The sequence below is a fragment of the Streptomyces sp. WAC05292 genome, assembly GCF_003949955.1.
Taxonomy (GTDB): domain Bacteria; phylum Actinomycetota; class Actinomycetes; order Streptomycetales; family Streptomycetaceae; genus Streptomyces; species Streptomyces globosus.
The window spans coordinates 1-11,807 of record NZ_RPSE01000178.1 but is presented as its reverse complement, the minus strand read 5'-3'; the positions used below and the strand labels follow the sequence as shown (position 1 = coordinate 11,807).

6 protein-coding genes and 2 pseudogenes are annotated in these 11,807 nt (G+C 76.5%); 4 read left to right on the top strand and 4 right to left on the bottom strand.

All coding sequences use genetic code 11. The features are described 5' to 3' along the window. Positions 1-420: 420 nt before the first annotated feature. A pseudogene (gene glgX / locus EF903_RS19065) lies at positions 421-2,532 on the top strand (glycogen debranching protein GlgX); the annotation flags it as partial. A gap of 260 nt (positions 2,533-2,792) precedes the next feature. Here the strand turns inward: glgX and EF903_RS36120 are convergent. Further along, a pseudogene (locus tag EF903_RS36120) lies at positions 2,793-3,566 on the bottom strand (MFS transporter); the annotation flags it as partial. 174 nt (positions 3,567-3,740) lie between these two features. Here EF903_RS36120 and treY point away from each other — a divergent pair. Both treY and EF903_RS19050 read left to right on the top strand, forming a co-directional pair. Further along, positions 3,741-6,035, top strand: coding sequence for a malto-oligosyltrehalose synthase (treY, locus tag EF903_RS19055; RefSeq protein ID WP_125544763.1), 2,295 nt, complete (start codon positions 3,741-3,743; stop codon positions 6,033-6,035). Positions 6,036-6,296: 261 nt separating this feature from the next. Continuing rightward, on the top strand, positions 6,297-7,622 hold the full coding sequence (locus EF903_RS19050; RefSeq protein ID WP_390335363.1) for a M14 family zinc carboxypeptidase: 1,326 nt from the start codon (positions 6,297-6,299) through the stop codon (positions 7,620-7,622). Positions 7,623-7,759: 137 nt separating this feature from the next. Here the strand turns inward: EF903_RS19050 and EF903_RS19045 are convergent, their stop codons facing one another. Together EF903_RS19045 and EF903_RS19040 are read right to left on the bottom strand one after the other, a co-directional pair. Further along, on the bottom strand, positions 7,760-8,269 hold the full coding sequence (locus EF903_RS19045; RefSeq protein ID WP_125544759.1) for a GNAT family N-acetyltransferase: 510 nt from the start codon (positions 8,267-8,269) through the stop codon (positions 7,760-7,762). A gap of 56 nt (positions 8,270-8,325) precedes the next feature. After that, entirely contained in the window at positions 8,326-8,886 is a 561-nt protein-coding gene (locus EF903_RS19040) for a DUF1707 and FHA domain-containing protein (protein WP_125544757.1), read from the bottom strand. A gap of 120 nt (positions 8,887-9,006) precedes the next feature. On the opposite strand from EF903_RS19040, the gene treZ reads away from it, so the two are divergent. Next, positions 9,007-10,752 carry a malto-oligosyltrehalose trehalohydrolase gene (treZ, locus tag EF903_RS19035; RefSeq protein WP_125544755.1) on the top strand — a complete coding sequence of 582 codons (1,746 nt, stop codon included), beginning with the start codon at positions 9,007-9,009 and terminating at the stop codon, positions 10,750-10,752. A 19-nt stretch (positions 10,753-10,771) separates the two neighbouring features. Here the strand turns inward: treZ and EF903_RS19030 are convergent, their stop codons facing one another. Next, positions 10,772-11,629, bottom strand: coding sequence for a LysR family transcriptional regulator (locus tag EF903_RS19030; protein ID WP_125544765.1), 858 nt, complete (start codon positions 11,627-11,629; stop codon positions 10,772-10,774). Positions 11,630-11,807: the final 178 nt, after the last annotated feature.

The following is an 11,807-nucleotide window of genomic DNA, read 5'->3' as shown; positions in this document are numbered from 1 at the left end:
ACCCGGAACCCCACCCGGCACCCCGCCGGACGCACCGCCGGGTGCGCCTCCTGGGGCGTCCGCCGGGCCGCCCTCGTGACCGCTGTCACCAGGGGGCAGCTCCAGACCTCCCGAGCTCACCCGTGCACCGCCTTCTGCGTCTGGAACGCCCGTCTAAGTGATCACGGAAGACTACTCCGAGCGCGGCGCCCGGTGCAGCCCGATGACGCCCGACGGACCGTACACCGGTGATCGGTTGACCCATTATCGGATGCGCAGACAGTCCGCCGACCCGCAAATCGTCCCGCGGGGTCACCCGGTCGGAGCAGTCGCAAGTCCCCGCCTGAGGCCCCTCTTTCGGGGAAGATCCAGGCAGTGACGCGGTCCACGCCGGATCAGCCCCACACCTCCGTCCGTCACCGAGGGGAAGAGTCGTTGTCCATGCAGGTCTGGCCGGGACAGGCGTATCCGCTCGGAGCCGTGTACGACGGCGCGGGCACCAATTTCGCGGTCTACTCGGAGGCGGCGCGGCGCATCGAGCTGTGCCTCCTCCACGACGACGGATCGGAGACCGCCGTCGAGCTCCGCGAGACCGACGCGTTCGTCCGGCACGCCTACCTGCCCGGCGTGATGCCGGGCCAGCGCTACGGCTTCCGGGTCCACGGGCCGTACGAGCCCGAGCACGGACAGCGCTGCAACCCGGCCAAGCTGCTGCTCGACCCGTACGCGCGGGCCGTCGCCGGGAGCATCGACTGGGGCGAGGAGGTGTACGGCTACCACTTCGGCCGGCCCGAATCGCGCAACGACCTGGACTCCGCGCGGCACACGATGAGCTCGGTCGTGGTGAACCCCTACTTCGACTGGGGCGACGACCGGCCGCCGCGGCACGACTACCACCGGACGGTGCTGTACGAGGCGCACGTCAAGGGCCTGACGATGCGCCACCCGGAGCTGCCGGAGGAGCTGCGCGGCACGTACGGGGCGCTCGCGCACCCGGCGGTCATCGACCACCTGACCCGGCTCGGGGTGACGGCCCTGGAGCTGATGCCCGTACACCAGTACGTCCACGACCACCGCCTGGTCGACGACGGGCTGACGAACTACTGGGGCTACAACACGATCGGCTTCTTCGCCCCGCACAACGGCTACGCCTCCGGCGACCGGGGGCAGCAGGTGCTGGAGTTCAAGTCGGCGGTGCGCGCCCTGCACGAGGCGGGCATCGAGGTCATCCTCGACGTGGTCTACAACCACACCGCGGAGGGGAACCACCTGGGGCCGACCCTGTCGTTCCGCGGGCTGGACAACGCCTCCTACTACCGGCTGGCGGACGACCCGCGCCACTACGTGGACACCACGGGCACCGGGAACTCGCTGCTGATGCGCTCGCCGCACGTCCTCCAGCTGATCATGGACTCGCTGCGGTACTGGGTCACCGAGATGCACGTGGACGGCTTCCGCTTCGACCTGGCGGCGACGCTGGCCCGGCAGTTCCACGAGGTGGACCGGCTGTCGTCGTTCTTCGACCTCGTCCAGCAGGACCCGGTGGTCAGCCAGGTGAAGCTGATCGCGGAGCCCTGGGACCTGGGCGAGGGCGGCTACCAGGTGGGCAACTTCCCGCCGCTGTGGACCGAGTGGAACGGCAAGTACCGGGACACGGTGCGGGACCTGTGGCGCGGCCAGCCGCGCACCCTGGCCGAGTTCGCGAGCCGGCTGACGGGCTCCTCCGACCTGTACCAGGACGACGGCCGGCGGCCGCTGGCGTCCATCAACTTCCACACCTGCCACGACGGCTTCACCCTGCACGACCTCGTCTCGTACAACGAGAAGCACAACGAGGCCAACCGGGAGGGCAACCGGGACGGCGAGGCGCACAACCGGTCCTGGAACTGCGGCGTCGAGGGCCCGACGGAGGACCCGGACGTCGTCCGGCTGCGGGAGCGGCAGATGCGCAACTTCACGGCCACCCTGATGCTGTCGCAGGGGGTGCCGATGCTGAGCCACGGAGACGAGTTCGCGCGCAGCCAGGGCGGCAACAACAACGCCTACTGCCAGGACAACGAGCTGGCCTGGGTGCCCTGGCCGGAGCCGGGCAAACCGCCGCCCCCGCTTCTGGAGTTCACCCGGCGGATGGTGTGGCTGCGGCGCGACCACCCGGTGTTCCGGCGGCGCCGCTTCTTCCACGGCCACCCGGTGGAGGGCACCCACGACGAGCTGTCCGACATCGCCTGGTTCACCCCGTACGGGGAGCCGATGCGGGCCCGCGACTGGCAGGCGCAGCAGACGCGCGCGCTGACGGTGTTCCTCAACGGGGAGGCGATCTCCGAACCGGGTCCGCGCGGGGAGCGGATCACCGACGACTCCTTCCTGCTGATGTTCAACGCCGGCGCGGAGGGCCAGGAGTTCACGATCCCGGCCGGGCACGGGGCGCAGTGGCGGCTGGTCGTCGACACGGCGCGGCCGGAGGTGCCGCCGCCCGGCACCGGGGCGCGTGTGGCGAGCGCGAGCGCGAGGGCGGCGGCCGCCGCCGCCACGGCGACCGCGAAGGCGCCGTCGGAGCCGTGGGCCTCGGCGAGCCGCCCGGACAGGGCCAGGGCCGACGCCTGGCCGGCGACGAGCGCGCTGGCGGCCCAGGCGGTCGCCTCGGCGAGCCGGTCCGGGGCGACGGACCGCTCCGTGAGGGCGAACGCGGTGATCAGGTGCGGGGCGTAGGCGGCGCCGAGGACGGTGACGGCCGCGTACAGCGCCGGGAGGCCGTCGGCGTACAGCAGCGGCACGGACAGGGCGAGGGCCGCGCCGGTGGCGGCCCGCCAGCGCAGCCGCAGCCCGATGCGGGCGGGCAGCGCACCGACCGCCAGGCCCGCCACGGCGCTGACGACGCCCATGGCGGCGTAGACGGTCCCGGCCTGGCCGGGAGCGCCGAGGCGGGCGGTGAGGGCGGCGATGCCGGCCTGGCAGGCGCCGAACATGGCGCCCTGGAGGAAGAGGGAGCCGCGGACGGCGTGGACGACCCCGGGGTGGCGGGGCCTGCGGGCGCGCGGCCCGGCAGGGGCGGCGTCGGCGGCGGTCGGGGCGGTGGCGGCCGCGGTGGGGTGCAGGGCGAAGGCCGTGCCGAAGACGGCGACGAGCGCGGCAGCGAGGGCCAGGGCGAACGCGGGGTGCGCGGCGAGGGCGGCGAGTCCGACGAGGGCCGGCCCGAGGACGAAGGACACCTCGTCGAGGGTCCCTTCGAGGGAGTGGACGGCGCCCACCGCCTGCTCGTCCGCGCCGGCGCGGTGCGCGAGCGCGACGGACCTGGTCCGGGCGAGCGGCCCTACCAGCGGCACCGACGCCCCGGCGAGGGCCCCGACCGCGGCGAGCGCCGGTGTCGGCAGGCCCCCGAGGGCGCCGGCGACCAGCCCGGCGGTGGCGGCCGCGTTGACCGCCGCGGCGGCGAGGACCACGGGCCGCTGGCCGCGGCGGTCGGCGGTCCGGCCGAGCAGCGGCCCGCCCAGCACCTGCCCGGCGGAGAGCGCGGCGCCGACCGTCCCGGCGGCGGCGAGGGAGCCGCTGGTCGCGGCGACGAGGAGGACGCTGCCGAACTGGACCATGGCCACGGGCAGGCGGGCGAGGAAGGAGAGCAGGGGTAGCAGGGGCCCGGTCAGGGCGATGACGCGTCGATAGGTATCGAGGGTTCCGGACACCGGCCCACGCTAACGGCGCGCAGTCACCCGGATGCATTGGGTCATGGCACGGAATCCGGGAAGCTGGGTACGTACGTTCTCATGAGCCGGCCAGAGAAGCAGCCAACCGTCCGATCCGGCGTCCGGGCGGGGGCCGTGCCCGCGGCGCCGTCCGCGACGTACCGCCTCCAGCTGTCCCCGGAGGCCCCGTTCTCCGCGGCGGCGGCCGCCGTGCCGCACATCGCCTCGCTCGGCGCCTCGCACCTGCACCTCTCCCCCGTCCTGGAGGCGGTCCCCGGCTCCCTGCACGGGTACGACGTCACCGACCACACCCGCGTCCGGGAGGAGCTCGGCGGGGAGGACGGGCTGCGGGCGCTGGCCGCCACCGCCCGGGAGCACGGGCTGGGCCTCGTCCTGGACATCGTCCCCAACCACATGGCGGTGCCCTGCCCGCTGCGGCTGAACCGGCCGCTGTGGGAGGTGCTGCGGGACGGCCCGCGGTCCCCGTCGGCCCGCTGGTTCGACATCGACTGGGAGGCGGGCGGCGGCAAGGTGCTGCTGCCACTGCTCGACCGGCCCTTCGACCCGGCCGACTGCGCCGTCGACGGCGAGGTGCTGCGCCACGGCACGTGGGAGTTCCCGCTCCGCCCGGGGACGGCGGGGCTGCCGCTGCCGGAACTGCTCGCGCGGCAGTGGTACCGGCCCGCGCACTGGCGGACGGCGCGCACCGAGCTGAACTACCGGCGCTTCTTCACCATCGCGCAGCTGATCGGCGTCCGGGTGGAGGACCCCGAGGTGTTCGCCGCCTCCCACGCGAAGGTGCTGGAGCTGGTGCGCGACGGGGTGGCGGCCGGACTGCGGATCGACCACGTGGACGGGCTCGCCGACCCGGAGGGCTACCTGCGGCGGCTGCGCGCCGGCGTCGGCGACGGCTGCTGGGTGGTGGTGGAGAAGATCCTCGGCCGGCGGGAGCGGCTGCCGGCCGGCTGGCCCGTCGCCGGGACCACCGGCTACGACGCCCTGCACCGGGTCGACGGCGTGTTCACCTGCCCGGACGGCGCGGCCGAACTCGACCGCCGGTTCCGCGAGTCGACGGCCCTCCCGGGCTGGCGGGAGACGGCCCGGGCCTGCACCCGGGAGGTGCTGGAGGGCGACCTGGCCGCCGAGCTCGCGGCCCTGGAGCGGGCCGCGGGCCCGGAACTCGCCCCGGCGGTGCGGGAACTGCTGGTCGCCTACCCGGTCTACCGGCCCTACCCGGGCGACGGGCGGCTCGATCCGCGGGCCGCGGCGGAGGCGGCCCGCCAGGCCGGCGCCGCGGCCGTGGACGGCGTACGGGAGCTGATGCGGGCGAACGCGGCCTTCGCCGCGCGGTTCTCCCAGACGTCGGCGGCGCTGCGCGCCAAGTCACTGGAGGACCGGGCCTTCTACCGGTACGCGCCGCTGCTGTCGGCGGCCGAGGTCGGGGCGGATCCGGGGCGGCCGGCGGTGTCCCCGGGCGAGTTCCACGCGTACTGCGCCGCCCTGGAGCGCGACTGGCCGCGTACCGGGACGGTGCTGTCCACGCACGACACGAAACGGAGCGCGGACGTACGGGCCCGGATCTCCGCCCTGTCGCAGGACCCCGGCCTGATGGGCCGGCCGGGCGGCGCGGACCCGCAGCTGGCGTGGGTGGCGCGGCAGACCGCCCTGGGGCTGGGCGAGGTGCCGGAGCGGGAGGAGCGGCTGTCCGGGGCGCTGCTGAAGGCCGTCCGGGAGGCGGCGCTGCGGACCGGCTGGACCGAGCCGGACGAGGCGTACGAGGAGACGGTCGCGGCCTGCGTGCCGGAGGCGGAGGAGCTGCCGAAGGAGGCCGCGGAGGCGGCCCGGGCGAACCTGCTGGGGATGGCGCTGCTGCACCTGGCGATGCCGGGCGTCCCGGAGGTCTACCAGGGCTCGGAGTCAGAGTACCGGGCGCTGGTGGACCCGGACAACCGCCGGCCGGCGGTCTTCCCGCGGGAGGCGCTGGCCCGGCTGGACGCGGGGGCGGCCCCGCGGGGCCAGGCGGAGGAGAAGCTGGCCCTGACGGCGGCCCTGCTGCGGCTGCGGCGGGACCGGCCGGCGCTGTTCACGGGGTACGCACCGCTGGCCGCCCGGGGCCCGGCGGCGGCGCACTGCCTGGCGTTCACCCGTACGGGCGGTCTCGTGGCGGTGGCGACCCGGCTCTCGCTCCGGCTGGCCCGCGCGGGCGGCTGGCGGGACACGGTCCTGCCGTTGCCGCCGGGGAGGTGGGTCCCGCTGCTGCCGCCGACGGGGGCGGAGGCGTACGGGGCGCAGGCGTACGAGGACGAGGCCCGCCTGGCGGACCTGCTGACGGCCCACCCGGTGGCGGCCCTGGTCCGCGCGGAGGGGACGGGGTGACGGTCGGAGGCCGCACGGCAGCGGCGGCCAGGGCGGCAGCGACAAAGGCGCAGCAGCGGCCGGGGCGGGAGCGGCAACGGCAGCGGCGCGGCAGCGGCGCGGCAGCGGCAGCGACTGCTGCTGCTGGACCCACTGCGGCAGCCGGGGCGTCGGCCGCTCGCCCCGCCGGGGAAGCTTTGGCCAAGGGCGGGGCGTTGGCCAGGGCGTTCCGTGAAGTGCGGGCCCCGAGGAGCAGTAGCGGGCGCGCGCGGCGGGCATTGCATGGGGGTGACCCACCACCAGGACATGCGCTACCCCACACCGCGCGAACTCGCGCAGGCCGCCCGCGCGCTGGCGGACGAACACCCCCGCCGGGCCCGGCTGCGCCGGGTCGGCTCCTCCCGGGCCGGGGAGCCGCTGTGGCTGCTCTCCGTCCGCCCCGGCGGCCCCGGCACCGCCCCGGACGGCGGCGAGGTGCTCGTCGTCGCCGGAGCCCACGCCAACGAGCCCGTCGGCGGCGCCACCGCCCTCGCCCTGGCCCGGCACCTGGCCGCCGGCAACCCGGCTCCCGGAAGCGGACCGCGGGCCGGCGGCGGCTGGCACTTCCTGCTGTGCGCGGACCCGGACGGCGCCACCCTGCACCGCACCCCGCAGCCGCAATCGCTGCTCGACTACCACCGCAGCTTCTACCGCCCGCCGGGCCCGGAACAGCCCGAGTGGGCGCCGTCCCTGCTGCCCCCGGACCGGCTCCCGCCGGAGACCCGGATCCTGACCGGCCTCATCGACGAGCTCCGGCCGGTGCTCCAGATCTCCCTGCACGCCACCGACCTCGGCGGTTCCTGGGTGCAGCTCACCCGCGACATACCGGGCCTGGCCGAGCCGTTCGCCAAGTCCGCGGCGGAGCTGCGGATCCCGGTCGAGACGGGCGCCTCGGACGCCGCCGGCTGGCCCTCGCCCGGCCCCGGCGTCTTCGTCCTGCCGCCGGCCGGGCCGGACGCCCCGCGCTCCTTCCACCCCGAGGACACCCGGCTCAGCACCTGGTACCGGGCCCACCGGCACGCCGGGACCACCGCCGTCGTCGAGGTCCCCATGTGGGCCTCCGACCTCGTCGACGATCCGGCCCCGCACCCCGACCCGCGCGGCGCCCTGCGCACGCTCGCCGACCGCCTGGCGCGGGACGCCGCCCTGGTCGCCGCGATCCGCGACCGCGACCGCCGCGACGGCCCGCCCGCGGAGGACGGCGACCCGGGCGCCGCGGCACTGCTGCGCGCCGTCGACTGGACGCTCGGCCTGATTCCCGGCATCACGGCCGAGTGGACGGGCCCCGCGGCACCGGCCGACGCCACGGCGGCCCGCATCCACAGCATCGACGCCTTCGGCCGCCGCCTCTCCCTGCGCGCCGCCGCGATGCTCCTGCGCGTCCTGCGCGGCCGCGGCCACCCCGCCGCCGTGGAACTGGACCGCCTCGTGACGGGCTGGTGCACGGACTTCGCGGCCCGCTTCCAGGCCCGCCCGGTCCCGATCCCCACCCAGGTGGAACACCAGGCGCGGACCTCCCTCGCCGTCTACGCCCGCCTGCTGGAAACCGGCCCGCGCGGCGGCGGGTGACCGGCTCCGCCGAGGCGGGCGGCAGGCACTCCGGCGGGCCGGGCGGCAGCCCGTCCGGGCTGCGGGTGGGGGCGCGGTGCGCGGCTTTGCCGTTGCGCGGCACCGCCGGCGTCCGAGGCCGCGCCCCGGTACGCGTCCTAGCGGCCGTGGGGGCCTTCCGGCCGGTCCGGTGCCGGAGTCTCCGCAACCGGCAGGGTGTAGCGCTGCTTCGGGGTGCCGTGGGCGCCCCGGCGCTCGTAGAAGCGGCGGGCGCCTTCGTTCCAGTCCGGGGTCTGCCATTGGACCTCGGGGAGGTCCAGGTCGCGGGCCAGGGCGGCCACCGCGTCCAGCAGGGCCGCACCCAGGCCGTGCCCGCGGGACTCCTCCGCGAGGTAGAGGCAGTCCATGTGGAGGTGGTGCCGGGCGTCCCAGAAGGAGAACTCGGCGGTGCACGCGGCGTATCCGGCGACGCGGCCGGACGGGTCCTCGGCGAGCAGGACCCAGGCCCGCGGCTCCGGGCCGAACAGGTGCGGGGCGAGGCGGTCGGCCAGGTCCGGCGGGCGGGGCGCGGACTTCTCGTACGCGATGTGTTCGTGCACCAGTTCGGCGAGGCGGGTGAGGTCCTCCGGTCTGGCCGGGCGGATCGCGGGGGCGGATTCGGGGTTCATGGAGCCATCCTGCGTCCTCCGCCCCGGCCGCGCCGCATGCGTCCCCGCCCGCTCCGTCAGGTGGACGAGAGGCGGAAGGACATGCGGCCGAAGCCGATCTGGTCGCCGTCGCGGACGGCGATCGAGCCCGTCACCCGGCGGCCGTTGACGGTGGTGCCGTTCGAGGAGCCGAGGTCGGTGAGGATCCACATGCCGTCGCGCATGCCGAGTTCGGCGTGGACGCGGGAGACCGTCTCGTCGGTGAGGCGCAGGCCGTTGCCCGGGTCGCGGCCGATGCGCAGCGGCTGGGCGCCCGGGTGGGGCAGCAGCAGCTTGGGGAGCCGTTCGACGGTCCAGGCGCGCCGGACCCCCGCGGACACGGCGGAGAGGCGGCCCACCCAGCCGAACAGGCGGCGCGCCCAGACGGTTTCGCCCTCGCGGCCGTCGAGGTCGGCGACGAGGACGGCGAGTTCCTCGGGGCGTCGGGCGACGAGGGCGAGCTCCATGCGGCGCAGGAAGGTGTCGTGGGACAGCTTGCCCGCGGCCGCGCCTTCGCGGAGCTTGCCCAGGGCCCGGTCGCGCTCCGCGTCGGACAGGCGCGGAGCGGGGTAGGCGGGGAACTCGAAACTCGACGTCACGGGGTGATTGTCGGCCCGTCGGGGCCGGAGTGTCCAGAACGGGGCCGGCCACCCGGCGATGATGGGTGCGGCACATGGCACAGCACACGTTCCGGTACGCCGAAGACGAGGGGACCGCCCGTGCAGTTCGAGGTGTGGGCACCGCTGACGGACCGGGTCGCGCTGCGGCTCGGGCAGGCCGAGCACGGCATGGAGCGCGACCCGGACCGGCCGGGGTGGTGGGTGGTGCGGGCTCCGGCCGCGGACGGCGACCGGTACGGGTTCCGGTTGGGCGACGGCCCGCAGGTGCGGCCCGACCCGCGCGGCCGGCGCCTGCCGGACGGCCCGGACGGCCTGTCCGCGGTGGTCGGCACCGCCGCCCTGGCACCGCAGGCGCCGCCGCCCGGCACCCGCCTGCAGGACGCGGTCCTGTACGAGCTGCACGTCGGCACGTTCACCCCCGAGGGCACCTTCGACGCGGCGGCCGCCCGGCTGCCGCACCTGGTCCGGCTCGGCGTCACGCACGTCGAGCTGATGCCCGTCTGCCCGTTCCCCGGCCGGCACGGGTGGGGGTACGACGGGGTGGCGCCGTGGGCGGTGCACGAGCCGTACGGGGGCCCGGCCGGGCTGGCCCGGTTCGTGGACGCCGCCCACCGGGCCGGGCTGGGGGTGGTGCTGGACGTCGTCCACAACCACCTGGGGCCCTCCGGGAACCACCTGCCCGCCTTCGGGCCGTACTTCACGGAGGCGCACCACACCCCGTGGGGGGCGGCCGTGAACCTGGACGGCCCCGGCTCCGACGAGGTCCGCGCCTACTTCCTCGGCAGTGCGCTGGCCTGGCTGCGGGACTACGGGATCGACGGGCTGCGCCTGGACGCCGTGCACGCGCTGGCCGACGGGCGGGCGCTGACGTTCCTGGAGGAGCTGTCCGCGGCGGTGGACGCGCTCGCCGCCGAGACGGGGCGGCCGCTGTTCCTGATCGCCGAGTCGGACGCCTGCGATCCGCGGACGACGGCGCCCCGCGCGGCCGGCGGGCTCGGCCTGCACGCCCAGTGGAACGACGACTTCCACCATGCGCTGCACTGTGTGCTGACCGGCGAATCGCAGGGGTACTACGCCGATTTCGCGCGGGCGCCGCTCGCCGCGCTGGCGAAGACGATGACGCGGGCGTTCTTCCACGACGGGACGTGGTCCTCCTTCCGGGAGCGCACCCACGGCCGGCCCGTCGACCGCCGCCGGACGCCCGCGCACCGGTTCCTCGGGTACGCGCAGACGCACGACCAGGTCGGCAACCGGGCGCAGGGCGACCGGCTCGCCGCGTCCGTGTCGCCGGGGCTCCGGGCGTGCGCGGCGGCGCTGGTGCTGGCGGGGCCGTTCGTGCCGATGCTGTTCATGGGCGAGGAGTGGGGTGCGGGCACGCCGTGGCAGTACTTCACCGACCATCCCGACCCGGAGCTGGCCCGGGCCGTACGGGAGGGCAGGCGGCGGGAGTTCGCCGCGCACGGGTGGCGCCCGGAGGAGGTGCCGGACCCGCAGGACCCGGCCACCCGGGAGCGGTCCTGCCTGGACTGGGCGGAGCCGGGGCGGGAGCCGCACGCGCGGCTGCTGGCCTGGTACCGGACGCTGGTGGCGCTGCGCCGCCGTCATCCGGACCTGAGGGATCCGGATCTGGCGGCGGTGCGGGTGGCGTACGACGAGGAGCGGCGCTGGCTGACGTTCCGCCGGGGCGACATCCGGGTCGTGGTGAACGCGGCCCCGGAGCCGGCGACGGTCGCGCTGGGCCGGAACGGGGTGCGGGTGCTGGCCGCGTGGGAGGAGGTTCCGCATCCGGACGCGGACGGGCGCGTCCGCGTCCCGGCGGAGTCGGTGGTCGTCCTCGGGCCGTGACGCCGGGGGCCGGCCCGGTTCAGGCGGGCGCGGTGAGGCGCGCGGCCAGGGCGGCCGCGGCGGGGGCCGGTGTTCGGGGGGTGACCAGCTCGGTGCGGTGCACCAGCCGGGTGCCGGCCAGCGGTACGGCGGCCCCGGCCGCGCGCGCCGCGGCGGCTTCGGCGACGCGGCGGGGCAGCAGGGCCAGTCCGTGTCCGGCGGCGGCCAGGGAGCACAGGGCGTGCAGGTCGGTGCCGTCGTACCGCAGGGCGGGAGCGGTGCGGGCGGCGGTGGGCGGGGCGAGTCCGACGTGCGGGGCGTCGAGCCAGCGGGCGTCGGCGAGGTCGTCCAGCCGCAGTGCGGCCCGCCCGGCGAAGGGGTGCCCGGCCGGGAGCAGGACGGCGAGGGGTTCCTCGGCGACGCCGGTGACGGCGAGGGGCGCCACGTCGGGCAGGCGCAGCGGGTCGCTGGGGGCGGCGGTGCCGTCGGTGAGGCCGAGGTCGCAGCCGCCGGTGGCGACGGCGGCGGGCACCGCGGCCGGCGGGACGACCCGCAGTTCGACGCCGGTGGCGGGCAGTGCGGCGAGCAGCGCCGGGCCGACGGCGAGCGGGGACGCGGCGAGGGTCAGGCGGCCGGGCGGGGCCGCCGCCACGCGGCGGACGTCGGCGCGGGCGGCGTCGATCCGGAGCAGCAGCGGGGCGGCGTGTTCGAGGAGGCGGTGCCCCGCGGGGGTGGGTGCGACGGGCCGGCGGGTCAGCAGGTCGGTGCCCAGGTCGGCCTCCAGGGCGGCGATGTGCTGGGAGACGGCCGACTGGGTGTAGCCGAGTTCGCGGGCGGCGGCGGAGAAGGACGACAGCCGGGCCACGGCGGCGAAGGTGCGGAGCAGGTGGGGGTCCATGGCCATCAGAATCACTTATCGATCATGAAGGAACAATCGTTGGCGCTGAACACGGGACCGGCCGCAGGATGATCGGCATGACCACCGCACCGGACGAACCCGCGACCGCCGCCACGCCCGCCATGTCCGCCATGCCCGCCGCGCCCGCCGCGCCGGGGACGGGCACCCCTGCCGCCCC

Coding starts and splice junctions, on each gene's coding strand:
- treY (WP_125544763.1), top strand. CDS start 3,741: ATGAGCCGGCCAGAGAAGCAGCCAACCGTCCGATCCGGCGTCCGGGCG.
- EF903_RS19050 (WP_390335363.1), top strand. CDS start 6,297: ATGGGGGTGACCCACCACCAGGACATGCGCTACCCCACACCGCGCGAA.
- EF903_RS19045 (WP_125544759.1), bottom strand. CDS start 8,269: ATGAACCCCGAATCCGCCCCCGCGATCCGCCCGGCCAGACCGGAGGAC.
- EF903_RS19030 (WP_125544765.1), bottom strand. CDS start 11,629: ATGGACCCCCACCTGCTCCGCACCTTCGCCGCCGTGGCCCGGCTGTCG.